24 protein-coding genes and 2 rRNA genes (1 of these 26 running past the window's edge) are annotated in these 26,945 nt (G+C 54.9%); 14 read left to right on the top strand and 12 right to left on the bottom strand.

The features are described from left to right. Nucleotide 1: 1 nt before the first annotated feature. From coaD to REIFOR_RS02300, 4 genes are all read right to left on the bottom strand, one after another. The gene (gene coaD / locus REIFOR_RS02315; protein ID WP_100256026.1) at nt 2–484 is read right to left on the bottom strand and encodes a pantetheine-phosphate adenylyltransferase; all 483 of its coding nucleotides are present in this window, start codon (nt 482–484) and stop codon (nt 2–4) included. 63 nt (nt 485–547) lie between these two features. Beyond that, entirely contained in the window at nt 548–1,975 is a 1,428-nt protein-coding gene (locus tag REIFOR_RS02310; protein ID WP_100256025.1) for a coniferyl aldehyde dehydrogenase, read from the bottom strand. Nucleotides 1,976–2,033: 58 nt separating this feature from the next. Beyond that, nucleotides 2,034–2,618 (bottom strand): 16S rRNA (guanine(966)-N(2))-methyltransferase RsmD, encoded by a 585-nt coding sequence (gene rsmD, locus REIFOR_RS02305; protein ID WP_227003740.1) that lies wholly within the window; start codon nt 2,616–2,618, stop codon nt 2,034–2,036. Beyond that, nucleotides 2,590–3,489, bottom strand: a complete 900-nt coding sequence (locus REIFOR_RS02300; protein ID WP_100256024.1) for a hypothetical protein — start codon at nt 3,487–3,489, stop codon at nt 2,590–2,592. The genes rsmD and REIFOR_RS02300 overlap by 29 nt, the downstream gene beginning before the upstream one ends. Before the next feature lie 74 nt (nt 3,490–3,563). On the opposite strand from REIFOR_RS02300, the gene ftsY reads away from it, so the two are divergent. From ftsY to trmB, 6 genes are all read left to right on the top strand, one after another. Next, nucleotides 3,564–4,556: a signal recognition particle-docking protein FtsY gene (gene ftsY, locus REIFOR_RS02295; protein WP_100256023.1), complete on the top strand. Its 993-nt coding sequence runs from the start codon at nt 3,564–3,566 to the stop codon at nt 4,554–4,556. Then, the gene (gene ftsE / locus REIFOR_RS02290; protein ID WP_100256022.1) at nt 4,553–5,236 is read left to right on the top strand and encodes a cell division ATP-binding protein FtsE; all 684 of its coding nucleotides are present in this window, start codon (nt 4,553–4,555) and stop codon (nt 5,234–5,236) included. The genes ftsY and ftsE overlap by 4 nt, the downstream gene beginning before the upstream one ends. Beyond that, nucleotides 5,233–6,204 (top strand): permease-like cell division protein FtsX, encoded by a 972-nt coding sequence (ftsX, locus tag REIFOR_RS02285; protein WP_100256021.1) that lies wholly within the window; start codon nt 5,233–5,235, stop codon nt 6,202–6,204. The genes ftsE and ftsX overlap by 4 nt, the downstream gene beginning before the upstream one ends. A gap of 172 nt (nt 6,205–6,376) precedes the next feature. After that, complete coding sequence (gene rpoH / locus REIFOR_RS02280) at nt 6,377–7,231, top strand: RNA polymerase sigma factor RpoH (RefSeq protein WP_100256020.1); 855 nt, start codon at nt 6,377–6,379, stop codon at nt 7,229–7,231. 124 nt (nt 7,232–7,355) lie between these two features. Then, nucleotides 7,356–7,742: a DUF423 domain-containing protein gene (locus REIFOR_RS02275; RefSeq protein ID WP_100256019.1), complete on the top strand. Its 387-nt coding sequence runs from the start codon at nt 7,356–7,358 to the stop codon at nt 7,740–7,742. After that, nucleotides 7,742–8,452 carry a tRNA (guanosine(46)-N7)-methyltransferase TrmB gene (gene trmB / locus REIFOR_RS02270; RefSeq protein WP_100258670.1) on the top strand — a complete coding sequence of 237 codons (711 nt, stop codon included), beginning with the start codon at nt 7,742–7,744 and terminating at the stop codon, nt 8,450–8,452. The genes REIFOR_RS02275 and trmB overlap by 1 nt, the downstream gene beginning before the upstream one ends. Here the strand turns inward: trmB and djlA are convergent. After that, nucleotides 8,449–9,267, bottom strand: a complete 819-nt coding sequence (djlA, locus tag REIFOR_RS02265; protein WP_227003739.1) for a co-chaperone DjlA — start codon at nt 9,265–9,267, stop codon at nt 8,449–8,451. The genes trmB and djlA overlap by 4 nt on opposite strands. A gap of 83 nt (nt 9,268–9,350) precedes the next feature. On the opposite strand from djlA, the gene REIFOR_RS02260 reads away from it, so the two are divergent. Genes REIFOR_RS02260 through REIFOR_RS02240 form a run of 5 tightly spaced genes read left to right on the top strand, consistent with a single transcriptional unit; the run spans nt 9,351 to nt 15,849 of the window. After that, complete coding sequence (locus REIFOR_RS02260) at nt 9,351–11,981, top strand: LPS-assembly protein LptD (protein ID WP_158524271.1); 2,631 nt, start codon at nt 9,351–9,353, stop codon at nt 11,979–11,981. A gap of 13 nt (nt 11,982–11,994) precedes the next feature. Continuing rightward, on the top strand, nt 11,995–13,215 hold the full coding sequence (locus REIFOR_RS02255; protein ID WP_100256016.1) for a peptidylprolyl isomerase: 1,221 nt from the start codon (nt 11,995–11,997) through the stop codon (nt 13,213–13,215). Beyond that, a complete protein-coding gene (gene pdxA / locus REIFOR_RS02250) occupies nt 13,212–14,210 on the top strand; it encodes a 4-hydroxythreonine-4-phosphate dehydrogenase PdxA (RefSeq protein WP_264371427.1) in 999 nt (332 codons plus the stop codon). Before REIFOR_RS02255 ends, pdxA begins: the two co-directional genes overlap by 4 nt. After that, a complete protein-coding gene (gene rsmA / locus REIFOR_RS02245) occupies nt 14,203–14,982 on the top strand; it encodes a 16S rRNA (adenine(1518)-N(6)/adenine(1519)-N(6))-dimethyltransferase RsmA (protein WP_100256015.1) in 780 nt (259 codons plus the stop codon). Before pdxA ends, rsmA begins: the two co-directional genes overlap by 8 nt. A gap of 6 nt (nt 14,983–14,988) precedes the next feature. Further along, nucleotides 14,989–15,849 (top strand): symmetrical bis(5'-nucleosyl)-tetraphosphatase, encoded by an 861-nt coding sequence (locus REIFOR_RS02240; protein ID WP_100256014.1) that lies wholly within the window; start codon nt 14,989–14,991, stop codon nt 15,847–15,849. 11 nt (nt 15,850–15,860) lie between these two features. On the opposite strand, the gene REIFOR_RS02235 is transcribed toward REIFOR_RS02240, so the two are convergent. Next, nucleotides 15,861–17,087 carry a flagellar assembly protein T N-terminal domain-containing protein gene (locus REIFOR_RS02235; RefSeq protein ID WP_100256013.1) on the bottom strand — a complete coding sequence of 409 codons (1,227 nt, stop codon included), beginning with the start codon at nt 17,085–17,087 and terminating at the stop codon, nt 15,861–15,863. A 21-nt stretch (nt 17,088–17,108) separates the two neighbouring features. Further along, nucleotides 17,109–17,705 carry an LPP20 family lipoprotein gene (locus REIFOR_RS02230; RefSeq protein WP_158524270.1) on the bottom strand — a complete coding sequence of 199 codons (597 nt, stop codon included), beginning with the start codon at nt 17,703–17,705 and terminating at the stop codon, nt 17,109–17,111. A gap of 319 nt (nt 17,706–18,024) precedes the next feature. On the opposite strand from REIFOR_RS02230, the gene traF reads away from it, so the two are divergent. Both traF and REIFOR_RS02220 read left to right on the top strand, forming a co-directional pair. After that, nucleotides 18,025–20,088, top strand: coding sequence for a conjugal transfer protein TraF (traF, locus tag REIFOR_RS02225; protein WP_100256011.1), 2,064 nt, complete (start codon nt 18,025–18,027; stop codon nt 20,086–20,088). A gap of 93 nt (nt 20,089–20,181) precedes the next feature. Next, a complete protein-coding gene (locus REIFOR_RS02220; protein ID WP_100256010.1) occupies nt 20,182–21,408 on the top strand; it encodes a multifunctional CCA addition/repair protein in 1,227 nt (408 codons plus the stop codon). On the opposite strand, the gene REIFOR_RS02215 is transcribed toward REIFOR_RS02220, so the two are convergent. The 3 genes from REIFOR_RS02215 to REIFOR_RS02205 form a co-directional block, all read right to left on the bottom strand. Beyond that, entirely contained in the window at nt 21,388–22,014 is a 627-nt protein-coding gene (locus REIFOR_RS02215; protein ID WP_100256009.1) for a flavin prenyltransferase UbiX, read from the bottom strand. The two genes, REIFOR_RS02220 and REIFOR_RS02215, sit on opposite strands and share 21 nt — an antisense overlap. A gap of 1 nt (nt 22,015) precedes the next feature. Then, the gene (locus REIFOR_RS02210) at nt 22,016–22,876 is read right to left on the bottom strand and encodes an acyl-CoA thioesterase (RefSeq protein WP_100256008.1); all 861 of its coding nucleotides are present in this window, start codon (nt 22,874–22,876) and stop codon (nt 22,016–22,018) included. Nucleotides 22,877–23,089: 213 nt separating this feature from the next. After that, nucleotides 23,090–23,680: an alpha-ketoglutarate-dependent dioxygenase AlkB family protein gene (locus tag REIFOR_RS02205; protein WP_100256007.1), complete on the bottom strand. Its 591-nt coding sequence runs from the start codon at nt 23,678–23,680 to the stop codon at nt 23,090–23,092. Here REIFOR_RS02205 and REIFOR_RS02200 point away from each other — a divergent pair. Further along, nucleotides 23,679–24,002 (top strand): hypothetical protein, encoded by a 324-nt coding sequence (locus REIFOR_RS02200; protein ID WP_100256006.1) that lies wholly within the window; start codon nt 23,679–23,681, stop codon nt 24,000–24,002. The two genes, REIFOR_RS02205 and REIFOR_RS02200, sit on opposite strands and share 2 nt — an antisense overlap. A gap of 301 nt (nt 24,003–24,303) precedes the next feature. Here the strand turns inward: REIFOR_RS02200 and rrf are convergent. Then, nucleotides 24,304–24,419: ribosomal RNA gene (gene rrf, locus REIFOR_RS02195) — 5S ribosomal RNA — on the bottom strand. Nucleotides 24,420–24,584: 165 nt separating this feature from the next. After that, nucleotides 24,585–26,945: ribosomal RNA gene (locus REIFOR_RS02190) — 23S ribosomal RNA — on the bottom strand; it runs 641 nt beyond the window's last position.

Here is a 26,945-nt window from a genome sequence, read left to right as displayed (position 1 = left end):
ATCAGCGGCCGAAACGTTTGTTTAAGGCTGCCTGCACTATGGGGTGAACCATTTTCGACACATCGCCCTTGAGCAGCGAAATTTCGCGGACAAAGGTTGACGAAATAAAGGAGTATTGTTCCGAGGGGGTCAGAAACATGCTCTCTAAATCCGGTGCCAAGACCCGATTCATGTTGGCCAGCTGAAATTCGTATTCAAAGTCGCTGACCACCCGCAGGCCGCGCAAAATAACTTGCGCCTTATGCTCGTGGGCAAAGTCGACCAACAAGTTGCTGAAGCCCAGCACCTCAACATTGCCGTATCCACGCGTCACGGAGCCAGCCAGGTCAACTCGTTCGGACAACGAAAACAGCGGCTGTTTCTTCGGGCTGTCAGCCACGGCGATGATCACCTTATCGAAGTGTCGCAGCGCTCGCTCAACAAGATCCATATGACCCAAGGTAATGGGATCGAAGGTTCCGGGATAGATTACAGTACTGCCCATATTCACCGCTCTGTGGTTTAAAAAAGCGCGCGCATCTTAACGTATGCAACCGCGCCAGACAAATTACCGGCCAAAAACACGTAAAATCAACTTCACCAACCAGGGCTTATAGGGTGGATACAGCAACTTAAGGCTGCTCAACCGTTGTTTGGCGATTATCGGTTTTAATTTGGAGAAAGTCTCAAACCCGTAACGACCGTGGTAATGACCCATGCCACTGTTACCAACCCCGCCAAAGGGCAGATTCGGCATGCCGACGTGAATCACGGCCTCATTGAACATTAGGGCGCCGCTGTGCGTCTTGCGGCTAAACAGCGGCCGCAATTGTTGCTCATAACCAAAAACATAAAGCGCCAAGGGTCGGGGGCGATCGTTAATATAGTTGAGCGCCTCATCGAGGCTATGGTATTTGACGATGGGCAAGAGCGGGCCAAAAACTTCCTCCTCCAATAACCGTGAGCCCTCGGGCACATTGGTCAACAGGATGGGGGGTAACTTATTGCCATAGTAATCCAACTCGTCGGACGGCCCGGCGACAAAAACCAATGCGCCGGCGGCCTTGGCCTCATCGACATAGGCGATCAACCGCTTGCGCTGGGCTTGGTTGATGATCGCCGTATAGTCATCGTTCTGAGTAATATCGCCATATTGGCGCTTGGCTTCGGACAAGAAATGCTGCACAAAGTCGCTGACCTGATCGTCCGGACAGAGGATGTAATCAGGCGCTACACAGGTCTGGCCAGCATTGAGACATTTGGCAAACACCAGCCGCTCGGCCGCTTCCCGGACTGGCATCGAGCGATCGATCACCACCGGGCTCTTACCCCCCAATTCCAGCGTGACCGGGGTTAAATTGTCACTGGCGGCGCGCATCACCGCGCGACCGACCCCGACTGAGCCGGTGAAGACGAGGTGCTGAAACGGCAGCGCCGAAAAGCTCTGCGCCAGCGCGACGTCGCCGTTTACCACGGTCACCAGGCCGGCATCGAAATATTGATCAATCAGTTTGGCCAAGAGCCGGCCGAACTCCGGGCTCAGCTCGGAAGGCTTGATCAGCACATGATTGCCGGCCGCTAGGGCACCAATTAGTGGGCCTAAGGTAAGCAAGAGCGGGTAGTTCCAGGGTGCAATAATCCCGATGACGCCCAAGGGTTGCGGCAATATTTCCGCGCTGGCGGGTTGGAACAGCAAGGGCAGCCATTTGCGTTGCGCGCGCATCCAAGCCTTCAGATGCCGACTGGCATCGTCGATGGCCATAATAGTGGGCAGGAATTCGGCAATCTGAGTCTCGACCACCGAGCGACCGTTAAAATCCCGGTCGATGGCGGCACAGAGTTCGGTCTGATTGTCCACCAGCAGCTGTTTGAGCAGCGCGAGCCGTCTGCGCCGTTCCACGCTATCAGCATAGGGCGCCGCACGATAGGCACGTCGCTGCTTATTGAAATGTTCAAGCAAGGTCGAGTTCAGGTCTGGGTTGACCGTTTCAGTCATGACTGGGCACCATCAATTGGGTCCTGGATATCTTGCACTGCGGATGTTGTACGGTCAATTATTGGGCTGCCAATAGGCGAAAACGAACCTTACCCGCGATCTTGTCTTTAATAGCGCCCCAACAGGCTGGAATGTTGATGATTTGATCTTTCGGGCATTCCAGGTAAATCAGGCCCTGGTCGGCTAATATATTCGCCTCAAGCAGGCTTTCAAGGGTCGTCGACCATAGATCTGCGTCGAACGGCGGATCGATAAAAACCAAGTCAAAGCGCGCCGCGCAACTGGCCAGAAACTGTTGCGCCATCATCCGCTGTACCGAGCCCTGAGGCAGCCCAAGCGTCTGCAATGAGCGAGCAATACCCTCGGCGGCTTGCGCCTGGGGCTCGACAAAGATGGCCGACTGGGCACCTCGGGATAACGCCTCCAAACCCAGGGCACCGGTGCCGGCAAACAGATCGAGCACCTGCATATCGACGATATCCGATTGCAGCCAGTTAAACAGGGTTTCCCGCGTTCGGTCGCCGGTTGGCCGGAGCCCAGACAACGCCGGAATGGGCAACTTTCGGCCACGATGTACCCCGCCGATGATGCGCAGCGTGCTCTCTGCGATAGGTTTAGCGGAGCGGTGCGGTAATTTGGCCAAGGGCAAACTCTCTCATTTCATTAACCGACGCCAACGACAGGGTCGCCAACCGTTCGGGTTGGTTGATAAAAAAACTCAGTGGTAACCGATACAGCTCGGCGGTCACCGCGTAACGATCTATTTGTGCTGCGTTGCGCTGTCGTTCTGCGCCCGCGGCCCTGTAGGCGGCGAGCACCGGTGCCAGCTCGGCCAAGTCGACCGGATAGAACAGGTCCGCTGATAGAGTGCCATTGAAATTAACATAACTGCTGGCCTGGCGATCGCGCCATTGGCCCTGAATCGAGTAAGCCGCCAGACGGCCATTGAGCAGATCGATCCAGAGCAAAAAAGACAACTGTTCGGCCGTACCCAGCGCCGGTGCTGTTAAGCGCGTTAGAGCCTTCAGCGGCTCGAGGCTGAGCGCCAGGCCAGGGCCGGAACGGATGGTCTCTAAGGCATTCAGTTGGGCCACCAGTTCATCGCTGATCGCCCCGGTCACCACCCAATTCAGAGCCCCATCGGCCGGCAGCCATTGGCGCAAAAAAGCCATCAGCTCGGCTTGGCTCGACGCATTGGCGGGCCCTTCTAAGCTAATCACAAAACGACCGCCGAGCTGTTGGGTTTGCAAGTCGAACGCAGCCGGCACGGCGAGCTGACCGGTCGGAATTCGGTCAAGCAAGGCAGAGACCCGAATGTGCTCGGCGCCGGCCAACGCTAATGTGCAAACTTGCCGAGCGCAGTCGAGCGCAAGCTCATCGAGCGACCAAGTGGGCGCCTCCGGAGCAGGTTCGCCCGCTATATATGGTTTGGGGCCCAAGCTGTTGAGCAGTATAATTAATGGAATCGTGATATAGATAATGATCCATAGGGTACGGCGACTAAAGTGAAACATTCTCACATCCCTTTTGTTGACTCTGTGCTAGCATAGCACCCCATTTATTCACCGCTTACTGGCAACCTTACACCATGTTCGGATTTTCAAAACGTAAAGACAAGCAAGTCAACGAAGAAAAGTCAGAAATAGTCACTAATGGCACCTGGTTCAGTCGGGTGAAGGCTGGCTTGGGCAAGACTCGAGTTCAGTTTTCCGGTGGCATCGCGGCTCTGCTGCTCGGCCGCAAAACGCTCGATGATGACACCCTGGAAGCGCTTGAGACCCTTTTACTATCCTCCGACGTTGGCATCGACGCGACCCAGACCATCTTGGCCAACCTAGTGGAACGAGCCTCCCGCAAGACGCTCAAAGACGGTGACGCCCTGATGCAGTTGCTGCGCGAAACCCTAATCGATCTGCTAACCCCGATCCAAGCCCCACTGGTGATCGATCAAAGCAAGGGCCCCTATGTCATTCTGGTGGTTGGCGTCAATGGCGTTGGCAAGACTACAACCATTGGCAAAATGACCCAGCGCTTTCAGCAAGAGGGCCACACGGTCATGCTCGCCGCCGGCGACACCTTCAGGGCGGCCGCGGTTGAGCAGCTGCAAGCCTGGGGCGAACGGCACCAAGTACCGGTCATCGCCCAACATACCGGTGCCGATTGCGCATCGGTGATTTTCGATGCCGTACAGGCCGCCAAATCCCGCAAGGTCGATATACTAATTGCCGACACGGCCGGGCGCTTGCATAACAAAGCTCATCTGATGACCGAGCTGGAAAAGGTTCTGCGGGTCATGAAAAAAATTGATGACAGCGCGCCGCACGAAGTTCTATTAGTGCTGGATGCCGGTACAGGACAAAATGCCATCAGCCAAACTGAGGCCTTTACCAAGTCCGCTCCGCTCACCGGCATCGCCTTGACCAAACTCGATGGCACCGCCCGCGGCGGAATTATTTTTGCACTCGCCAAACGCTTTGCTATTCCGGTGCGCTTTATTGGTGTCGGCGAGCAAGCGGCCGACCTTAACCGATTCAACGCGGCAGAATTTGTTGATGCGCTGCTCGACACCCCGGCGCTATGATTCGCTTCGACCAGGTCAGTAAACGCTACGATGGCGGCTTTGAGGCCCTATCGAGCCTGTCGTTCCAGATAGAACGGGGCGAAATGGTGTTTTTGACCGGTCATTCTGGTGCCGGTAAGAGCACCTTGCTGAGATTATTGACCGCCATCGAAAAACCTTCCTCCGGCCATGTTCGGGTAGCGAATGCCTTACTGGCTAAAATGAATCGGCGCGAGATCGCCTTCTATCGGCGCAAGCTCGGCGTGGTCCATCAGGATCACCTGTTGCTGATGGATCATAGCGTCTATGACAATGTGGCTCAGCCGTTGCTGGTCGCCGGTGAGCATCCGGCCGATATCAAACGGCGAGTGCACGCCGCTCTCGATAAGGTCGGGCTGCTCAGTCGAGAGAAATTCAAACCAATTCAGCTCTCTGGTGGCGAGCAACAGCGCGTTGGCATTGCCCGCGCCGTAGTCAAAAAGCCGGATCTAATTCTGGCCGACGAGCCCACCGGCAACCTCGACCCGACTCTATCACGCGATATCATGGCCCTGTTCGCCCAATTTAACGCTATCGGCACCACCGTGATCATTGCCAGTCACGATCTGGGCTTGATTGCCCGGCTCAATTACCGGGTTCTATCGCTGCACCAGGGCAAACTGCTTGATACACCCTTTGCGCCGACCGGAAGACAGTCATGAAGCTGGCCAAGAAGAAACGTGCAGCATCCAACCGGCAACGCAATCGAGCGCCCCGGGTCGATATCCGCGGCTGGTATCGACACCATGTAAAATGCGCTATAGAGGCGCTACTCGGCTTAGTCCGCCAGCCCATTTCCAGCGCCTTAACCTGGCTGGTTATCGCCATCGCATTGATGTTACCGACGCTGTTTTACATCGCACTGCAGGCGATGAATGCCCAAACTCAGGCGTGGCAGGCCGGTGGCCAAATCACCTTGTATCTAGCACGCAGCACGAGCGAGCCGGTGGCAACGAACTTAACCCGGGCCTTGGCCCTGCGACCAGAGATTGAGAGCACCCGCTTCATCAGTAAAGATGAGGCTTGGCGCAGTTTTAGTGAGGTGATGAGCGTCCAATCTGGGCTCGAGTTGACCGACAACCCGCTTCCAGCGAGCATTGTTGTGGTGCCCAATCAACAACAGCGCAGCGACTTGGAAGCCCTGATCCTGATGCTCCAGGACCTTCCCGAGGTCGAAGACATCCAGATTGACCTGGCCTGGATCGACCGACTGAACAATGCCTTAGATCTGGCCCGATCGATTGTTCAGATGCTCAGCCTTATCCTGGCCGTCGCGGTGGTGCTTATTATGGGCAATACCATTCGCCTTGCGATTGAATCGCGCAAGTCTGAGATCCAGATCATTAAGCTGCTCGGTGCGACCGATGCCTTTGTGCGCCGGCCCTTCCTATACTTGGGTTGGTGGTACGGCTTGCTGGGCGGACTCGCCGCCTGGTTGTTGATTTCTGGCATCAGTCTTTATTTTCAGCCTCAGCTGGCCCTCTTTCTGGCCGACTATGGCATGGCGGCGCCGGCTATCTGGCTAAACGGCACCGAATTCACAATATTACTTTCTGCATCTATACTGGTGAGTCTGTTAGGGGCGAGAATCGCGCTCTGGCAGCATTTAAAAGATACCGACCCCCGTTAGGTCCGCCGCCGCGGCTGTCAGGCACCTGTAAAGTTGACTGCGCCATGGTGATCTACGTTCGATTCGGGTGATCAAGGCTTAACCTATGACCGGTGTTGATCTATACTATCCGGCTAAACGTAAATTGACATATATATAAACCGGAGGAGTCCGAGTGAAACTGAATCAAAGCATGCCTGCTCTAGTCTTAGATACCTTATCACCTGGGCAAAACCTTGAATCCTATATTCAAACGGTCAACAGCTTTGAATTGTTGACGGCAGATGAAGAAAAAGAACTGGCCGAGCGCCTGTACTATGATGAACATCTGGAATCTGCGCGCCGTTTGGTTATGTCCCATTTGCGCTTCGTGGTGCACATAGCCAAAAGCTATTCCGGTTATGGCCTCAACCAAGGTGACCTGATACAGGAAGGTAACGTAGGATTGATGAAAGCTGTCCGACGCTTCAATCCGGAAGTTGGTGTTCGCTTAGTGTCCTTTGCGGTGCATTGGATCAAAGCCGAGATTCACGAATACATACTGCGTAACTGGCGTATTGTTAAGATCGCCACCACCAAGGCGCAACGCAAGTTGTTTTTTAACCTGCGCAGCTCGAAAAAACGCCTGGGCTGGTTGAACGATCAAGAAGCACAGGCCATGGCTGACGATCTGGGCGTCTCGAAAAAGACTGTCTATGATATGGAAGGTCGGCTCACCGCCTCCGATGCCGCGTTTGATGGCTTTGGCGACGACGATGACGACAGCATGGCGTTTCATCCGTCCGACTATTTGAAAAATTCGGCTGATGACCCGGCTTTAACGGTGGAAAAGGCTGACTACACCGACGACGCTCATGGTCAGCTGTTTAGTGCCCTGCAGGATCTCGATGAGCGGTCACGCGATATTATCCAACAACGTTGGTTGAGCGATGAAAAAGCCACGCTGCATGAACTGGCGAGCAAATATCAGGTGTCGGCCGAACGGATTCGACAGCTGGAAAAAAATGCCATGAACAAGGTTAAGAAGGTTATGACCATCGAGTTTTGATACTCGCAGACTAGCCGAACGAACGAAAGCCGCTGATGCGGCTTTTTTGTTGAGTCAAACAGCTTTATTAACGTCGCTTACCCTTTAGCGAAAAGCGGTCTCAGGCCGCGTTGGAAACCCGATCATGAACCGTTTTGCTTTAGTCGCCGGTAGCCTGATGTCTGCCCTAGCCGTCGCCTTGGGCGCTTTTGGCGCGCATGCCTTGGCTGCGATTACCCGCCCGGAGCGGCTCGACACGTGGGAAACTGGCGCGCGCTATCTGATGTACCATGGCCTGGCGCTATTAGCCATTGGCCTATTGAGCGCCGTGCTGCAGACCACCTTTCGAGGGCCGGTACGGTTGATTTTTTCAGGCGCCGTGATTTTTTCGGGTAGCCTGTTCCTGCTGGTGCTCAGCCATACGCCCTGGCTCGGAGCCATTACCCCGCTCGGGGGCATACTAATGATCAGTGGCTGGATCCAGCTGGCCTATATACTGTCCAAAATTCCTAATTCGAGGCCTACCCTTTGATCACCGACTCAGACCAACCGTTCCAACGCAAGATTCGCAGCTTTGTGATGCGCGCCACTCGCATGACCGATAGCCAGAAAAAAAGCCTGGGGCAGAACTGGGATCAGTTTGGTTTAAGCCAGGAGCAGGGCCCGTTGGTCATAGCCGATGCCTTTGGTCGCGACGCCGACACCGTACTTGAGATCGGCTTCGGCATGGGCGATTCTTTTGTCGCCATGGCACAGGCAGCCCCGGAGAAGAATTTTATCGGTATTGAGGTGCACTTGCCTGGGGTCGGGCGCATGTTGAATCAGACCGCGGCTGCACAGCTGGATAATATTCGCTGCTATAAAGAAGATGCCGTCGCTATCCTCACGGACTGTGTCGCCGACGGATCCCTGAGTACCGTGCAGTTGTTTTTCCCCGATCCATGGCACAAGAAAAAACACAATAAGCGGCGCATTGTGCAACCGGAATTTGCCCAGCTGGTCCGGCGTAAACTCAAGCCTGGCGGAACCTTTCATATGGCGACCGACTGGCAGAACTATGCCGAACAGATGTTGGAGGTAATGGATGCGGCCGAAGGCTTTACCAATAACGCGGGACCTGGCTTGTATCTGCCTGAACGGCCCGAGCACCGACCGGTCACCAAGTTTGAGCAGCGCGGTCTGCGCCTGGGCCATGGCGTCTGGGACCTATTGTACCGCACTGACGCAGCCGATCTGGCTTAGGCTGGGCGGGGCTTGAGCGCCTTTCTGGCCTTCTGAATTTCTTCGTAGGCCTGTTGAATATCCTGGGTTTTTTCCTTAGCAATCGCCATCATTTCCGCCGGCAAGCCCTTGGCCACCAGTTTGTCCGGGTGATGCTGATTCATCAGGCGACGATAGGCCTTTTTCAGTTCGACGTCGTCGACTTCCGCATTCAACCCTAAAACCTGATAGGCATTGGCTAAGTTCTTGGCGTTGGCGGGTTTATTGGCCCGACGGCCAGCACTGAAGTGCATCTGCGCACGGATGCGCTGATGCATGATTTCAAACTGAATGCGATTTATACCCAGATGGCTGCTGATAATCTGCAGCAAATTGCGCTCAGGAACGCTCAAAGCGCCATCTACATAGGCCGCCTGGAGCTGTATTTCGAGAAATATTTGCGCTAAAGATGCGCGCCGACCGATCACTTCGGCCAGATCGGCGAGGATGCTCTCGACCGAGAAATCGGCCGCCTTGCCGTCGTTAAAGAGCTGCATAGCGTCCCGCCGTTGGGCCTCATTGAGCGCCATCCGGGTCATCACCTGGCGCGCCAGGTCGATTTCCTTCTCACTGACATTGCCATCGGCCTTGGCCATCTTACCCATAACATTAAAGGTAGCCTGAAAGAAAACCGTCTGTAAGACGCCCTTGCTGCCGCCACCGAGTGCATCCTCGGCACGGCGGCGCTGGGTTTTATCAAAGGCGTTGCCCAGCAGGACACCGAGCACTAACCCTATTGGGCCGCCGGAATAGAAACCGATGGCCGCGCCAATGATCTTACCCAACCAATTCTTCATCTGTAAACATCCCACCCAAGTCACGCCAAGGTTACCGTCAATGACCATATTTTACTAACGGATTACAGCATTAGCCTGTGCGCTTGGCGGCTAAGTTCGTTATCATCACCCGCTTTAAGCATCCAGTTACCGACGTGACCCTATACCCAGTAAATAAAATCTGCCTTATTGCCGGTCTGCTCAGTTTTGGGCACGCCGCCGCTGAGACTGTGACCCTGGTCGACTGGCAGCCCTGGGATGCCATGTCGGCAGCCGATCAGTGGGGCGTCGCGCCCTATTGCCCTGGCGGCTATGTCGCCCCGCCCTCCGACGCGCCAGTGATGGAGCCAGGCGACAGCCATTTTCAGTTTGACCGCGCCATTCGGCAATCCGATCAGCAAACGACCTTCGATGGCAATGTGATCATTCACGGCCGGAATCAGCGTGCCAATGCCAATCAGGCGGTCTATTCGCCCAATGAGGCGACCAGCCGGCTGGATGGTGATGTGATCATCCGAACGCCAGAGATGGTTTTAAGTGGTGCAAATGCCGAGATCGATCTGCAAACCGACGCGGCACAGCTCAACAATGCCCAGTTTGCCCTGTACCAGCGCGATCTGCACGGCAGCGCCGATGAAATCAGGCGCACCGAGGCCAATCGCGTGGTGGCTAAGCGCCTGAGCTTCACCCGCTGCGCGCCCTCCTCTAATGCTTGGCGGCTGCGCTCGGGCAAGCTGACGATCAATAATGATACCGGTATTGCCGCGGCGTGGAACTCCCGCCTTGAGATACAACGGCTGCCCGTGCTCTACATCCCCTATATCAGCTTTCCGGTCAACGGCCAGGCGCGGACCGGTGTTTTAATTCCAACCTTCGGCACCGGCTATTCGCAACCCTACTACCTAAATCTGGCCAGCAATGTCGATGACACCGTGACGCTGGACTATCAACCCCTATACGGCCTGCTGCTCAATAACGAATTTCGCTTCCTGACCGAGCGCCACAACGGCATCAGCGACTGGGGCTACCAGCTGGCGACGCCAACCGATAGTACCGTGGCGACCGAAGCGGACTCGACGCTGGTCGAGCCGGTCAGCGATCTCAGCCGCTGGAGCTTGGCGCATAAGCAGTCTGGTGCGCTGACGGATACCCTAGGATATGACTTTTCGGCCCGTTGGGTCAGCGATCAAAACTACGACCCAACCTTTAAGCCCGGGGCCGCTCAAGTCACCCAACAGGTCGCCAACTTTGCGTTGAATCAGCAGATTGGGACACGCAGCAATGGCCTAAAACTGGCCTATACACAACCGGTCATCGATAGCGCCGAAAAATTTCAGACCCTCGACAGCACTCTTACCACCGCCAAGGCTGGGAACTCTGCACAACTGCTCTACCAGACCCAGCAACCCTTCGATCAGGTGACCAAGCCGGTTAGCGCCAGCGACTATGAGTTAATCAAGCAGCCGGAGTTGAGCTTGGTCCATAAGAGCGCCTGGCAAACACTTGGTTTGCAGAGCAGCGAACGGTTCAGCTACGGCCTCTTTACTCGCGCCTTGCCCGCCGCACAACAGACCCTCCTGTTAGATAACGCCCTAACCACCGCGCTGGCGGCAACACCGGCTGGAGATCCACTGCCCACTCTGGCAGAGGCCGCATTAGTCGACGACACCCTAGCCTTGGCCGACCAGAGTCACCGTTTTCACGGCGCCCTAGCCCTGACCCGGCCATTCGATGCCGGTTGGGGCTACTTTAGGCCGAGTGTCGAGGGCTTCGCCACCGCCTATGATATCGACAACGACCTGGGCTATGACTTAAAAGCGGCCTATGGCGGCGACAATATCAACCAACTGGCTTGGCGTGCGAGCCTCGATCAGGGCCTGAAGCTGAGCCTGCGCGGTCAGCACTGGCAACAGACCTTAAAGCCAAGGCTCTATTACGCCTATGCACCCTTAACCGAGCAGGCCGCGCCGATCTTAGATAGTACGGAAACAACGACCTTCACCCTGTTTAGCCCCAGCCGCTATAGCAGTGTCGACCGGATCGGCGATCTAAGCCGCTTATCCACCAGCCTGAGTTACGACCTGAACTGGACCGGGGATGACCGACTGGTCCTCAACCTGACGGCTCAAAAGGGCATTAAGTTGGCCCAGGAACGGCTCTTGACCACGGGTGTGGCAGATATCGATGCGGATTGGCAGCCGGAATACAGCGATTGGCTGGGCAGTAGCGAACTGAACCTAAGCCGGGACCTATCACTGACGGCCTCGGCCAGCGTCGCGCACGAGTGGGATCAGCTCAATCTGTTCGCGCTGGCGGCCAATTATCGGCCCTCGGGCCAGGCGTTCATGCAACTGTCCGCCGACAAGGCTGTTATCGATTCAGAACTGACCCACAGCCTCAATGCCGGTGCCTATGTGCCAATTCTGCAAAATGTCGCCCTAATCGGTTATGCTCAAGCACAGACCACCGATCTCGACCCGCAGTGGTCGGATTTCAGGGTCCAGCAGGTACTCTATGGCATCGACTACGACAATTGCTGCTGGAATATTCGCCTCGCTGCGTTAGAAGTGACCGATATTGACGACGAAAGCGTTTCGCTCTTTCCACTGCTGGTCGAGCGGCGTTATTTTTTTGAATTTACGCTCAAAGGACTGGCCGCCGGTGCCGGCACCATTGAGGACATACTCAATCGCCTGGATTTTGGCTATTCGGGCAAACTCTTTAACTATCGTTAAAAGACTGGGAACTATGACTAAGATCTCTAGACTGCATTATGGCTTGCTGAGTGCCCTACTCTGGCTCAGCACTGCGACATTCGCCCAAACACTCGACACCATCGCGGTGGTCGTCAATGACGACGTGGTCACCCGCGCGGAGCTGGCCGCGCGCGTCGCATCGATTAAGGCCCAATATCAGGCCAACCCGGGCGTGTTGCCCAATGATACGGCGCTCTCACAACAGATACTCGATGCCCTGATCCTTGAGTCATTACAGCTGCAACTGGCCAAACGCGGCAATCTGATTCTGCCCGAACAGCGAGTCGATGAAGCCCTGGCCAATATCGCCAAAAATCAGAATATCAGCACCAACGAGCTGCTCAACGCGGTGCAAGATAGCGGCCGTAATGTCGATGATTTTCGTCAACAAATTCGCAACGAACTGACCATCAGCGCGCTGCAGCGGCAAATCGTTGGCCGGCAAATTTTCGTCTCCAATGCCGAGGTCGACCGCTTTCTAAACAGTCAGTCTGGCCAGTCACTCAAGGATACCGAATATCAGCTCGCCTATCGGCGTTTTGAGGCCCAACAGCGAGACCAGGCTGAGAGCCTAGTCAAACGTCTCAATCAGGGTGACGATCTGCTCGCCGAAGTTGGCAGTAAAGACTTGGGCTTTCGAGCCTTGGCCGATATACCCTCTATTTTCCGCACCCTGGTTCCAGTTTTGCAAGATCGGGAAGCGGTGCTGATCGAAAAGGATGGCGTCCTACATCTGGCGCAACTGATCACCAAAACGGCCGCCGAGTCGGTGAATATCCGTGAATACTCGATTCGCCATCTGCTGATTAAAACCGATGCCCTGTTCGATCGACGTTCGGCCCAGGCGCTGTTGAGCGATTTGCGCGCGCAGATACTCAACGGGGTGGACATGGCCCAGCTGGCCGACCAGTTTAGCCAGGATGATGGCACCAAGGGTCTGGGTGGCGATCTGGGTTGGAACACTCTAGATAACTATGTAACCGAGTTTTCCCAGGTGGCGCGCGATCTTGAGCTCAATCAGGTGTCCGAGGTGTTTGAGTCGCCCTTTGGTTTCCATATTTTGCGCGTTGAAGACAGCCGCACGCGCGATGTCAGCGTCGATGTGTTACGCAACCAGGTGCGCAACCAACTCAGTCAACGACGCTACACCGATGCGGTGCAGCGCTGGCAGACAGAGTTGCGCGCTGAGTCCTATATAGAGATGCGCCCTTGATTCGGCCAATCGCCATCACCCCCGGTGAACCGTCGGGCATTGGCCCGGATATAGTGCTGCAGTGGTGTGCCCGAGGTACCGATCGGCCCTACTTTGTCATCGCCAATCTGGCAATGTTGCAGCAACGAGCCCACATTCTTGGCGTAACGCTCGAGCTCTGCGCCATCGGCGACCGCCCTCTGACTGAATTGCCGTTCCGGGTTGGCACGCTCTGGGTGTTGGATGTGCCCATGGCACAGGCAGTGATGCCGGGTACACTGGCGGTAGCCAACGCGGCCTATGTGCTTGCCACCCTCGACCTAGCGACCGATTTGGCCCTAGCCGGGCAGATTTCGGCCCTGGTAACCGGGCCGGTGCAAAAAAGCATTATCAGCGATGCCGGCTTAAGCTTCAGCGGCCATACCGAGTACCTACGCGATCGCTGCGGCGTCGAGGAAGTAGTGATGATGCTGGCCACAGAGGGCCTGCGCGTGGCGTTAGTGACCACGCACTTACCCTTAAGCGCGGTTAGCGCGGCCATCGATCAGCCAACCCTTAAAAGGGTTACCCGCATCCTGTATCGCGCGCTAATTGAAGACTTCGGCTGTACCGCGCCGCGCATCCTGGTCTCAGGCTTGAACCCGCATGCCGGCGAAGGCGGCCATCTGGGGCGCGAAGAGATCGACACCATCATCCCAGCCTTGGCTGCGTTGGCGCAAGAGGGTATTGCGACGCAAGGCCCCTTGCCGGCGGATACCCTATTCCAACCCCATTACCTTGAGCGGGCCGATGCCGTGTTGGCGATGTACCACGATCAGGGCTTGCCGGTATTAAAATATCGCGGCTTTGGCAATGCCGTCAACATTACCCTCGGTCTACCCTTTATCAGAACTTCTGTCGACCATGGTACCGCGCTCGATCTGGCGGGAACCGGTCAGGCAGACCTAGGGTCACTTGACGTGGCCCTGCAATCGGCGCTCGATATGGCTGAACAACGGGAACAGCAGCATGCATAAAGCACGGAAACGATTTGGCCAAAACTTTCTCCACGATTTCTTCGTGATCGACCGGATCGTTAGCAGTATCGCGCCCAAACCCGGCCAACATGTGGTCGAAATTGGACCCGGTCAGGGTGCCATCACCGCGCCGCTCTTGAAGGCCCTGGACGGTGTGCTTGAGGTGGTCGAACTCGATCGCGATCTGATCCCGATTTTGCGCACCCAATTTGTTAATTATCCGGGCTTAACCATTCATGAGGCCGATGCGCTGACCTTCGATTACCGCTCCCTGGCCACCGATAACCGTCAACTGCGTATGGTCGGCAACCTGCCGTACAATATCTCGACGCCGTTGATGTTCCATCTACTGGAGAATTCCGACCTGATTTTTGATATGCATTTCATGTTGCAAAAGGAAGTGGTGCAGCGGCTCTGTGCCGCCCCCGGCGAAAATGCCTACGGTCGGCTCGGTATTATGATGCAGTATCGCTGTGAAACCCGCTACATGTTCACCGTGCCACCAGAGGCGTTCACCCCGTCGCCCAAGGTCGAATCGGCCATCGTTCGGCTCACCCCGCGCAAGACCATACCCTATCCGGCCAAGGACTTTGAGATGTTCGCGCGAGTGGTTAAGGCGGCTTTCGCCCAGCGGCGCAAAACCATTAAGAACAATTTGCAGGAACTGATTGATGTCCAGGGTTTGGTCGATTTGGGTATTAAACCCAGTCATCGAGCTGAAACCCTATCGATCGAAACCTTTGTTCGCATCGCCAACCATATAAGCCAATAACCCGCTATGGCCCTCTATGCTGTCGGTGACCTGCAGGGTTGCCTGAGTCCGCTGACCACCTTGCTCGATCACGTCGGCTTTGACCCGTTGCACGACCGACTCTGGCTGACCGGCGACCTGGTCAACCGGGGGCCGGACTCGATCGGCTGTTTGGCCTTCGTCAAGAACCTCGGCTCGGCCGCCCAAACCGTGCTGGGCAATCACGATTTACATCTGCTCGCGTTGCACCAATTGGGTCAGCCGAGCAAGGATAAAAACATCGCCGCCACCCTCGATCACCCGGACGCTCCCGAGCTACTGGCTTGGCTGGCGCACCAGCCGATGTTGATTCAAGATACCGAGCGCCAGTTGACCATGACCCACGCCGGCATTCCACCGCTCTGGTCCGACAAGAAGGCCGCTAAGTTAGCGCAGGAATTGGAACAGGTGTTGGCCAAGCCGAAGACCCGACAGGTCTTTCTGGCTAATATGTATGGCAACGACCCTAGGTTGTGGAAGAACTCACTCGATGGCATGGAGCGGCTGCGCTATATAGTCAATGCCTTTACCCGCATGCGCTTTTGCGATGACCAAGCGAAACTCGAATTCAACTCCAAGTCGGCGATCGATACCGCACCCGCGGGCATGCGGCCTTGGTTTGCTTGGCCGACGGAAAAACGTAAGCATCGACTTGTTTTCGGCCATTGGGCGGCCTTGATGGGTCGGACCGACGATCCGCAGATGATCGCACTCGATACCGGCTATGTTTGGGGTAATCATATGACCTTGATGAACCTGGATACTCAGGTTCGCTTTTGTTGCGACATCAAGGGGTTGGTGAGCCAGTTCGATGAACCGGCTTTTGCAGCTATGTCAGCTAAGCTCTGAGCCGATCGTGGCTACCAGGCCATAACCAGATCATCCACTTGCAGGTTGAGTCGTTCCGAATCGATGGCCAGTTCTGCCACGGCATAGTATGGCTGAACCTGCTTGACCTCGGCGACTAGTCGGGTATCGCTGATTTGCCAAAAGCTATCGCCTTGACGATCGAATTTCTGGCTGGTGCGGTAGACCGATAGAAAATCCCCCGGCCGCAATCCGCTCTCAGCACCGCTGGAAACGAATATTCGTTTGCCGTCGACTTGCGCAATGGTCGCCATAAAAGGCTGACACTGGATGTTGGCCTGCAAATCGGTGACCGCTCGATCCAACAACAGCCGAACCTCTTGACCGTAGTCGGTGGCAAAGAATCTACCCGTACCAAAGCCGATGATGCTGTTATTTTTTTCATTCCACAAACCGTAGGTCCGATATCGGCTCTGGAACACCAAAGCCCCTGAGTAGCCATCGTGAACATACAGGTCGAAGACAAAATGGCGCGTACGTTTAGCCTTGGTGATGCCGACCTTCTTGAGCCAACGATCCCAGTTGTTGGCCCGTGGAGCATCCGGATTTTCCATGGCCATATCGCGGATCACACCGGAGACCACAAACTGCACACCGAGATCTTTGGCCGCTGTTACCGCGCGCGTCAAGGTCATGCGTGGCGAGATTTGGGTCGGCGCATTAGGTGTATTGGGGTACAGGGTCATATAGTTCGCGCTCAGTGCGCGCAGGCCCTGACGGCTGTTGATATCGTTGACCAACAAGGCCGGTAGGGAGCGATCGACCGAGCCCAGATGCCCAAGGGTAGAATGTTGTGGATTTTCCATGGCGAAGCCGGTGATGGCGACCGATTTGTAATACTGATTGGCCATAACATTGGCGCAAATCTTATCCGGTGCCACCCGAGCCATAATATTGACCCGATAGTAGTCGCCGTCTCTACCTTCCGAAATAACCTGTATATCGGTCACCTTGGCAGCCGAGTGGATGCGCAGGTGATCCACTGTGAGGTTGCCGTTTTCCATCACCTGAGTGCTTTGAATATTAGCGCTTACCTGCATCGAGGCGTTTTCAATGGCGTTGCGCATCGCCCGAACCCGGGCGCTGTTGATATCGTTATACTCGATCTCGGCCACGCCGTTCGCATCGATCGGCACCAGCGCCTTCGCTTCAGCCCAAACCCAGCCCTGGCACAATGCCAAGACCATCAGGAGGGCTGTAAATTTAGATAGATTGAGCACAACAAACCTCCTGAAGGTCGATTATTCGATGAAGTACAGACCCGAGCTGGCTGCGCCGACACCTTGTGAGGCCGGACCACTGTTACGCGCGAGGGAATCAAGATCGTGCACCGCGTCCGAGGCACAACCGGTATTGCGCTTGCCGGTAGTCTGACTGGCCAAACAGTTACGGAAACCCTGATCAATTATCATTTCGACCATGGTTTCATAGCTGCCATCGGCCATCATGTCCTGATAAACCACCTTGGCACCGAGGATGGTGGCATCAACAAAGGCTCGGAATTGATCGTTCTGCACGACCAGATTTTCGACCGTCGAGCTACCGATGATTTGCGTGCCATAGACGCGCTCTGCCAAGGTACGATAGGCATCCAGCTTGGAGCCGCGCATCGCCAAGAGTCGCTTCTGCACATCGGTCAAACCCCGGGCGGTCGGATTAATCGCCGCATAGCCGGTCGCGCGCAAGACCATCGGTTCCATCGGTGGCAGCTTTTCATTGATCTGCTTCACCTGAGCGACGATCTCATCTACTTTTTTCTGCTTGCTAACGGGTAACAGACTGCACCCGCTGGTAAAGGCCAATACGATAAGGCCAATGATCAAATTTCGAATAGTCATACTGAACTCCATCCCGATGCGGCTTGATTGCGCTAATGACACTGTTATCGGCGCCTATAAACAAAGCCTTAGGCTTATTTTGCTAGCCTTATGGCTGCGGCAATCAGGGATGTAAGGCGGGTAAATGACCTGAAACAGCTTAAAAAAAGGTGAAAGGGGGGTAAAAGAACGGTGAAAGTTAAGCGACTTTTGGTCAAAACTGCACCATACTGACTCAAAGCTGACGTTATTGTCATTTTCAAGAACTGATCCTTTTACGCGATTCAGTTGAACAACTGCGCTTGGTTTATCTACTTTAATTAGCAATTGGACCCTATTTATGAAAAAAACACTGCTCTGCGTCGCCATAATGATGGCCGGGTCGGCCTTTGCGACCCCCTACAATGCGGGTGATTCGCGCACCTTCGCCATGGGTGGTATCGGCGTATCGTCTGCGGACGCGGGCCAAGCCTCGATTATGAACCCAGCGCTGCTGGCCACCAGTTTACGCCGAGAATTGTTTTCACTCGATATAGATGTCGTGGCACTTAGCCCCAAGGTGGGCGGTTTCGGAGCGATCGCCAATGATTTCCTCGAGGAGGATATTATTAATCGCGGTGTCGACATTTTCTCTACCCTCGAGACAGAGGTTAGCGGTACTGGCGGCCTAATCGAACTGGGTGACTCTTTGCAGACCTCGGTGGCTAGCTTGGGTTTTACCGGTTCATTCAATGCCAATACAAACCTAACTATACCTGCAGAAGATCCCTTAACAGCAACAGCTGCGTTTTTACTCTCGCTAACGGCCTTGCAGTCTTCATTGACCGATGTCTCGACCGATATAACCAATACTAATTCTGAATTAGGCGTTACCAACACGACCTTGGGGGTTATATCAACCGACACACTTAGTGTGCAGACTCAGCTTACATCCTTATCAACAACGACCACCACCGATCTGAACGAAGTCACCGATGACCTGATCAATTGGTTGGAATCCTTTGCGGCGAAGGACGCCTATGTGGAAGCAAGCGTGTTACCCATTTCCTTTGCCCTGCCGTCGCGCAACTTCGGTTTTGGCATCCATCTGTCCAACTCCATACAGGTCGGTGCGGCACTTAACTTAACCCCCAATGATACGACTTTTTTGGCCAATGCGGTCGAGGACTCGAACGGTCTGCTCACCGAAGCCACCACATCCGTTGGAGATGTCGCGGGAACTATTTCAACCAACACCTCGACCACCTCAGATCTAGTAACCGATCTAACCGCGGTGCAGACTGACTTAACCGCTTTGAACACCGCCGTCACCGAGCTTAATGCGCAGCTTACTATTATCAGTGAAAACGTGGCATTCTTCCAATTAACGCCACCTAGCTTGGCAAACCCCGCTCCAGACGGGGACAGTGATGGCATCAGTGATGTTGATGAAATTGCCGCGGCTAAGCTCGTAGTAGAAAATACCGATCCAACTGTTGCCGGTTCGGTCGCTAAAGTGAATGCCGCTCAAGCAGAAATAACTGATGCCACATCTGGCTCTGTTGCCGTCTTAGGCGCTTCGGTTACCGCCTTGAGCGAACTGGCCGGCGGGCTGACCACAGCCTTGGATTCGGTCAACACCTACGACGGACCAAATGGCATTATCGTCGACGGTACACCGGCTGTGTCTACTGACGACCTCACCAGTACGGTGCGGGTTGCACTGGCGGCGATCCAAGAGGTCGGCGTTTCAGTAGCTAAAGAAGTGGTCATACAAGGCCAGACGGTCTCAATTGGCCTCACCCCAAAGTTGCAAGTGATATTGATTGAAGATCAGAGTTTCGGTGTCGAGGCAGTCGATACCAGCGGTATTGGCCAGGATCTGACGCCAATAGTGAAGGCGAATTTGGATATCGGTATCGCCAAGGAGTGGGACTTCCACGGTCGGGTCAAGGCCGGTGCCACGATTAAGAATATCATTCCCTATACGGTGACCTCTCCGCTGGGCGTGGAAGTCAATCTGCGGCCGAAAATGCGTCTTGGCGTCTCCCATCACACCGACTTCAGTACCGTCGGTGTCGATCTTGATGTTACCAACAATTCGGCTTTCTACTTCGGTATTCCCACGCGCGAGTTGTCCATGGGTGGCGAACTCAGCCTCTGGGGTCATGCCGCGCTGCGTGCCGGCGCTCGCTGGAATGTTAGTGATCCAGCAGAGACTGGCGTCTTTACCACAGGCTTGGGTCTTACGCCCTTCGGTACCGGCCTAAACCTCGCGTTTTGGGTGCCCTTCGATGCCTTCAGCGCCGACTATGGTCAGGTGATCGCCGATATTTCCGATGGCGAACTGAGCTCGGCCCTGACCACCGGTGACCAGTTATTGCGCGACTTTGGCCTGTCGGTCAATCTGCAAGTTTCTTGGTAAGGCATCAATTGCTAGCTTAATCAGACTAACGCCCCGTTTACGGGGCGTTTCTGTTTATAATGGACCCACGTTTTGTTTATTTCGTAGGACAGCATGCAAATATATTTGGTGGGCGGTGCCGTCCGCGACAAACTATTGGGCGTAGCGACCCAAGACCGCGACTGGGTCGTCGTGGGCGGGCATCCCGACCAGCTTAAGGCGCTCGGCTATCAGCAGGTCGGGGCTGACTTTCCAGTGTTTTTGCATCCGCAGACTAAGGAAGAATATGCCCTAGCGCGCACTGAGCGTAAGACGGGCTTGGGTTACCAAGGCTTTAGCGTCGAATTCGACAGCAGTGTGACTCTGGAGGAGGATCTGGCGCGTCGTGATCTGACCATTAATGCCATGGCCGAGGATGATCAGGGCCGCTTGATAGACCCCTTTAATGGCAAGGCCGATCTGGACAAGCGCAGGTTGCGTCATGTCTCGCCGGCCTTTCGTGAAGACCCGCTGAGAGTCTTGCGCATAGCGCGCTTTGCCGCGCGCTTTCACCACCTGGGTTTCACCATTGCCAAAGACACCCAAGACCTGCTGCGGCTTATGGCCGACAGCGGCGAATTGCAGCATCTGGTCGCGGAACGGGTCTGGACTGAGATGTCCCGGGCCCTGGGCGAAACCACACCGAGTGAGTATTTTAAGGTCCTCAAACGCTGCACGGCCCTAGCGGGTTTGTTCCCAGAACTAGACCGTCTCTTTGGCGTGCCCCAAACCATGCGTTGGCATCCGGAGGTCGATACCGGCCTGCATACGCTCAAGGCCTTAGACTGGGCGCGCGCCCAAACAGACGATGTGGAGGTGCTATTGGCCACCCTGTGCCACGATCTGGGCAAGGGCCTGACCGAGGCAACCATGTTGCCGTCCCATCATGGCCATGAGCAACTGGGCGCAAACCTATTGCGCGACATTGCCAAACGGATGAAATGGCCAAAGGGGCCCGCGCTGTTGGCCGAAACGGTCGCCCGCCACCATACCCTGTGCCATCGCCTGAGCGAACAGTCACCGGTTGCGGTCTTGGACTTACTGAAAAATCTCAACGCGTTCCGTCAACCCAGTCGGGTCGAACAATTTGGCTTGGCGTGCGCGGCAGATTTTTACGGCCGTTCTGGCTTCGAACGTTTTAATTACCCACAACGTGACTTGCTTAGCCGTTATGCATCGGCCTGCTTGACCATAGCGGCCGCACCCTTTGTTCAGCAGGGTCTCACCGGCAAAGCCATCGGAGCGGCCATGGACCAAGCTAGGGTTGAATTACTGACCGAGTTAATCGGCACTGACGTCTGACGCAGTTACCGAGTGACCCCAGGGACGGACAAGGTCCTGCTCAATGCCAGCACTTTTCAAAATACGCGCGACAATAAAATCGACCAGATCGTCGATTGTTTGCGGCTGATGATAGAAACCTGGGCTGGCCGGCAGGATTACCGCTCCGGCTCGGCGTAGTTTAAGCATATTCTCCAGATGAACCTCGCTCAAGGGCGTTTCCCGCGGCACTAAGATGAGCTTACCAGACTCCTTGAGCACCACGTCGGCTGCGCGTTCGATTAGATTATCGCACTGCCCGGTCGCGATACTGGCCAAGGTCCCAGTAGAACAGGGACACACCACCATGGTCTCGGGTGCGCCGGAGCCACTGGCAACCGGACTCATCCAGTCGTCCTTGCCATAAAGACTGAGCCGACCCTGGTCGGAAATTTCTCGGCGCACGAAGGCGGTTTGCTTGTCGTGATTGCTCGGCCAGGGCGCGCCCTGTTCTACGGCAGCCACCATCATGGCAGCCTTAGAGATCAGCAGATGGACGTGCCACTGCTTATCGAGCAGCACCTGGAGCAGCCGATGAGCGTAGGGAGCGCCGGATGCCCCGGTGATTGCCAAGGTAATTTCATTCACGTTATGAATCCTCCAAGCGGATTAGGCCTTCCTGAGTGGTACTGGCGACTAGGTTGCCCTGTTGATCAAATATCTGCCCGCGCACGAAGCCGCGCGCACCACTGGTAGAGGGTGAATCGGCGACATAGAGCAGCCATTGATCGAGCCGAAAGGGACGATGAAACCAGATCGCGTGATCCAGACTGGCGAGAATCAGGCCCGGTTGCGCGATAGAGATCCCATGCGGCATCAAAGCCGTTTCTAGAAAGCCATAGTCGGTGGTATAGGCCAGCATTGATTGGTGTATCAAGGGATCATCGGGCAGTGGCGCCGTCGACCGAATCCACATATGCCGCTTGGCAATGCCGTGCCGCGGCCGAAACGGGTTTTGCGCCTCAACGATTCGGTATTCAATCGGCCGATCGGCGGTAAACTGATTACGGACTTTTTCCGGGATCTCGTGAGCGTGATCACGATAAATTTTCAGCTCCGGCTCTAACACCTCAGGGCCCGGCACATTGGGCATCGCCACTTGGTGATTGAAACCGGTCTCGGCAACCTGAAAAGAGGCCGTCATCGCCAGTAGCGGTTTCCCAAATTGGCTGGCAATCACCCGGCGCACGCTAAAAGCCCGGCCATCGCGGACGCTCTCGACGGCAAAATCGATCGGATGATGAGCATCGCCGGGGCGAATAAAGTAAGCATGCAACGAATGCGGAAAACGCCCTTCCAGGGTTTGGGCCGCTGCGGATAAGGACTGACCGATCACCTGACCGCCAAACAGCTTGGCAAAGCCCAGATCCTGGGAATGGCCACGGAATTTGTTGTTCCCGAGCGCCTCCAACTGGAGCAGTTCAATCAGTTTCTTTACCACTTCGGCCATTTCGACCTCCTTCCTGTTAATCCGACTCGCCAAACCCATGAATGGACACTAGTTTGGCAGCCTTAGGTTGCAAAGACAGTATCTTACGTTAATCGGGTCGCTGAGTTCGACTTTACTTTGGTTATCGTACGGCCTATCTCAAACCGGATACTATAAAGCCCGCTCCCGTTCACTTACCAGTATCCGAGCGCATAGAGCCACCTTACCTGGGCCCTATTGTTCGGGCCGAATATTTCGGAAGGTGCAGCTGATCCGCGCGCCCTGATTGGCGCGTTTAGGTAAGCTGTGCTGCCAATTAACCTGGGTAGGTCCCGACATCCATAGTAGACTGCCAGAACCCAGCTCAACCGATAGTTTGTCCCGATGGTCGGCACTGCGGCGCAACTGAAAGGAGCGTGCCTGGCCCAATGATAGGATGCCGACATTGGGGTTATCGCCCAGTTCGGGTTCATCATCGGCGTGCCAGCCCATGCTATCCTGACCGGTGCGGTAATAGTTCAGCAGAGCGCCATTGCTGTGCCAGCCAAACTGTTCGAGCAAGGCAGCGGGCAAAGAAACCAATAACCTAGGCCATCCGTCTGCTACATAGTCCTGACCACTGTACCGATAGCCGACGCCGGTCTCACCGATCCAGCGCTCTAGACGCGGAATAGGGTGGGACTTGCCGAACAAGCGGATTGTTCGGCTTTGCCAGTCGATAGCCTCGGCTAAGCCGGCGAATATTTCATCCGCATTGCTTATCCAATCGGGATATAATCGGACAAAACCCGTTTCATCATTCAGTAATATTATCGAGGTTCCCATGTCTACATCCGCTGACAGCGCTCAAAGTTGGTTAAGTGATAAGAAACCGACGGCTCCTGACGTTCAGGCCGTGCTCACGAAATTGGAAGCACGCATTGAAGAGTGGTCGGGCGCTGAAGACAAGATTCAAGGCTCTATTGAAGCCGCTCTAATCTTACAAACCTATATCGATGCCGGGGCCGATGCAAGCCTGCCTAGCCAAGGTACGGCTAATTTGGACAATTCGATGCTGATACCGCATGGCGAGCCCATCGAGCTGGAGAATTCGATCAAACAACAGACCTTCGCCGCCTTAAAGGCGCAATTGGGCAAAACCCTTTAGTGATCTTATTTTGGCGAAATCGGATGACTATTAGTCATTATATTGACGCATGTAAAGCCCTATAAGCAATCCCATCGACTACTACCTTTCTTTTCCAACATATTTTTTTCGAACAGGCATAAAAAAACCCGCAGCCGTTAGACTGCGGGTTTTTCGTTTTTTTAGGAGCTTGACGATGACCTACTCTCACAGGGGGCGGTGCGACGCCTCGCGAGCCCACTAAAAAGTGGGTCTACCCGTGTGAGAGTCCCACGCATAGCAAAAACCCCGACCGTTTCCGATCGGGGTTTTCTTTTTAGGAGCTTGACGATGACCTACTCTCACATGGGGAGACCCCACACTACCATCGGCGATACGTCGTTTCACTTCTGAGTTCGGTATGGGATCAGGTGGTTCCAACGCTCTATGTTCGTCAAGCAAACTGGTTGTCATAGCTCGTGTCTGTCGGGTGACAGCGCACGCTCTACGCAATTGGGTACTAAAAAAGCTCTCAACTTCCGGATACTGCTCAACTCATCTTGGTCGTTCTTTTCTTTCAGCGTATCTCTGAACTACCAACAGCTCAAACCACTTCGGCGTTATATGGCCAAGCCGCACGGGCAATTAGTACAGGTTAGCTCAACGCCTCACAACGCTTACACACCCTGCCTATCAACCAGTTAGTCTTACTGGGCCCTTCAGGAGGCTTAAAGCCTCGGGGAAAACTTATCTTGAAGGGGGCTTCCCGCTTAGATGCTTTCAGCGGTTATCCCGTCCGAACTTAGCTACCGGGCAATGCCATTGGCATGACAACCCGAACACCAGAGGTTCGTCCACTCCGGTCCTCTCGTACTAGGAGCAGCTCTTCTCAATTTTCCAACGTCCACGGCAGATAGGGACCGAACTGTCTCACGACGTTCTAAACCCAGCTCGCGTACCACTTTAAATGGCGAACAGCCATACCCTTGGGACCGGCTTCAGCCCCAGGATGTGATGAGCCGACATCGAGGTGCCAAACACCGCCGTCGATGTGAACTCTTGGGCGGTATCAGCCTGTTATCCCCGGAGTACCTTTTATCCGTTGAGCGATGGCCCTTCCATACAGAACCACCGGATCACTATGACCTACTTTCGTACCTGCTCGACCTGTCCGTCTCGCAGTCAAGCGCGCTTATGCCATTATACTAACCGCATGATTTCCGACCATGCTTAGCGCACCTTCGTACTCCTCCGTTACTCTTTAGGAGGAGACCGCCCCAGTCAAACTACCCACCACACACGGTCCGTAACCTCGTTTCGAGGCCGACGTTAGAACCTCAATGTTATCAGGGTGGTATTTCAAGGTTGGCTCCACTGCAACTAGCGTCACAGCTTCAAAGCCTCCCACCTATCCTACACAAATAACATCAAAGTCCAGTGTGAAGCTATAGTAAAGGTTCACGGGGTCTTTCCGTCTAGCCGCGGATACACGGCATCTTAACCGCGATTTCAATTTCACTGAGTCTCGGGTGGAGACAGCGCCCCCATCGTTACACCATTCGTGCAGGTCGGAACTTACCCGACAAGGAATTTCGCTACCTTAGGACCGTTATAGTTACGGCCGCCGTTTACCGGGGCTTCGATCAAGAGCTTCGCTTACGCTAACCCCATCAATTAACCTTCCGGCACCGGGCAGGTGTCACACCCTATACGTCCACTTTCGTGTTTGCAGAGTGCTGTGTTTTAAGTAAACAGTCGCAGGGGCCTGGTATCTTCGGCCCAAGTCAGCTCAGAGAGCAAGTCTCATCACCAGCCTGGGCGTGCCTTCTCCCGAAGTTACGGCACCATTTTGCCTAGTTCCTTCACCCGAGTTCTCTCAAGCGCCTTGGTATTCTCTACCTGATCACCTGTGTCGGTTTGGAGTACGGTTCCAATACAGCTGGAGCTTAGAGGCTTTTCCTGGAAGCATGGCATCAGTGACTTCGGATCCCGTGGGATCACCGTCATTACGCCTCAGCCTTAGTGAGTGTCCGGATTTTCCTAAACACTCAGCCTACACGCTTAAACCGGGACTACCAACGCCCGGATCACCTAGCCTTCTCCGTCCCCCCTTCGCACTGTATTGAAGTACAGGAATATTAACCTGTTTCCCATCGACTACGCTCTTCAGCCTCGCCTTAGGGGCCGACTCACCCTGCTCCGATTAACGTTGAACAGGAAACCTTGATCTTTCGGCGTGCGAGTTTTTCACTCGCATTATCGTTACTCATGTCAGCATTCGCACTTGTGATACCTCCAGCAAGCTTCTCAACTCACCTTCAACGGCTTACACAACGCTCCTCTACCACTCATGTATAAATACACAAGTCCGTAGCTTCGGTGTTTGGTTTGAGCCCCGTTATATCTTCCGCGCAGGCCGACTCGACTAGTGAGCTATTACGCTTTCTTTAAAGGGTGGCTGCTTCTAAGCCAACCTCCTAGCTGTCTGAGCCTTCCCACATCGTTTCCCACTTAACCAAAACTTTGGGACCTTAGCTGACGGTCTGGGTTGTTTCCCTTTTCACGACGGACGTTAGCACCCGCCGTGTGTCTCCCGGATAGTACTCACTGGTATTCGGAGTTTGCATGGGGTTGGTAAGTCGGGATGACCCCCTAGCCCAAACAGTGCTCTACCCCCAGTGGTATTCGTCCGAGGCACTACCTAAATAGTTTTCGAGGAGAACCAGCTATCTCCGAGTTTGATTGGCCTTTCACCCCCAGCCACAGGTCATCCGCTAACTTTTCAACGGTAGTCGGTTCGGTCCTCCAATTGATGTTACTCAATCTTCAACCTGCCCATGGCTAGATCACTCGGTTTCGGGTCTACACCTTGCAACTAGACGCCCAGTTAAGACTCGGTTTCCCTACGGCTCCCCTATTCGGTTAACCTTGCTACAAAATGTAAGTCGCTGACCCATTATACAAAAGGTACGCAGTCACCCCATC

The sequence above is a fragment of the Reinekea forsetii genome (assembly GCF_002795845.1).
Classification (GTDB): Bacteria; Pseudomonadota; Gammaproteobacteria; order Pseudomonadales; family Natronospirillaceae; genus Reinekea; species Reinekea forsetii.
This window is presented reverse-complemented; position numbering and strand designations above follow the sequence as displayed.

What these genes read in the sequence shown, in the direction of transcription:
- ftsX (WP_100256021.1), top strand. Translation starts at nt 5,233, where the DNA reads ATGAAGCTGGCCAAGAAGAAACGTGCAGCATCCAACCGGCAACGCAAT.
- REIFOR_RS02200 (WP_100256006.1), top strand. Translation starts at nt 23,679, where the DNA reads ATGTCTACATCCGCTGACAGCGCTCAAAGTTGGTTAAGTGATAAGAAA.
- REIFOR_RS02255 (WP_100256016.1), top strand. Translation starts at nt 11,995, where the DNA reads ATGACTAAGATCTCTAGACTGCATTATGGCTTGCTGAGTGCCCTACTC.
- REIFOR_RS02310 (WP_100256025.1), bottom strand. Translation starts at nt 1,975, where the DNA reads ATGACTGAAACGGTCAACCCAGACCTGAACTCGACCTTGCTTGAACAT.
- ftsE (WP_100256022.1), top strand. Translation starts at nt 4,553, where the DNA reads ATGATTCGCTTCGACCAGGTCAGTAAACGCTACGATGGCGGCTTTGAG.
- REIFOR_RS02300 (WP_100256024.1), bottom strand. Translation starts at nt 3,489, where the DNA reads ATGTTTCACTTTAGTCGCCGTACCCTATGGATCATTATCTATATCACG.
- rsmA (WP_100256015.1), top strand. Translation starts at nt 14,203, where the DNA reads ATGCATAAAGCACGGAAACGATTTGGCCAAAACTTTCTCCACGATTTC.
- djlA (WP_227003739.1), bottom strand. Translation starts at nt 9,267, where the DNA reads ATGAAGAATTGGTTGGGTAAGATCATTGGCGCGGCCATCGGTTTCTAT.
- REIFOR_RS02210 (WP_100256008.1), bottom strand. Translation starts at nt 22,876, where the DNA reads ATGGCCGAAGTGGTAAAGAAACTGATTGAACTGCTCCAGTTGGAGGCG.
- rpoH (WP_100256020.1), top strand. Translation starts at nt 6,377, where the DNA reads ATGCCTGCTCTAGTCTTAGATACCTTATCACCTGGGCAAAACCTTGAA.
- REIFOR_RS02205 (WP_100256007.1), bottom strand. Translation starts at nt 23,680, where the DNA reads ATGGGAACCTCGATAATATTACTGAATGATGAAACGGGTTTTGTCCGA.
- ftsY (WP_100256023.1), top strand. Translation starts at nt 3,564, where the DNA reads ATGTTCGGATTTTCAAAACGTAAAGACAAGCAAGTCAACGAAGAAAAG.
- traF (WP_100256011.1), top strand. Translation starts at nt 18,025, where the DNA reads ATGAAAAAAACACTGCTCTGCGTCGCCATAATGATGGCCGGGTCGGCC.
- coaD (WP_100256026.1), bottom strand. Translation starts at nt 484, where the DNA reads ATGGGCAGTACTGTAATCTATCCCGGAACCTTCGATCCCATTACCTTG.
- REIFOR_RS02240 (WP_100256014.1), top strand. Translation starts at nt 14,989, where the DNA reads ATGGCCCTCTATGCTGTCGGTGACCTGCAGGGTTGCCTGAGTCCGCTG.
- REIFOR_RS02220 (WP_100256010.1), top strand. Translation starts at nt 20,182, where the DNA reads ATGCAAATATATTTGGTGGGCGGTGCCGTCCGCGACAAACTATTGGGC.
- REIFOR_RS02275 (WP_100256019.1), top strand. Translation starts at nt 7,356, where the DNA reads ATGAACCGTTTTGCTTTAGTCGCCGGTAGCCTGATGTCTGCCCTAGCC.
- REIFOR_RS02230 (WP_158524270.1), bottom strand. Translation starts at nt 17,705, where the DNA reads ATGACTATTCGAAATTTGATCATTGGCCTTATCGTATTGGCCTTTACC.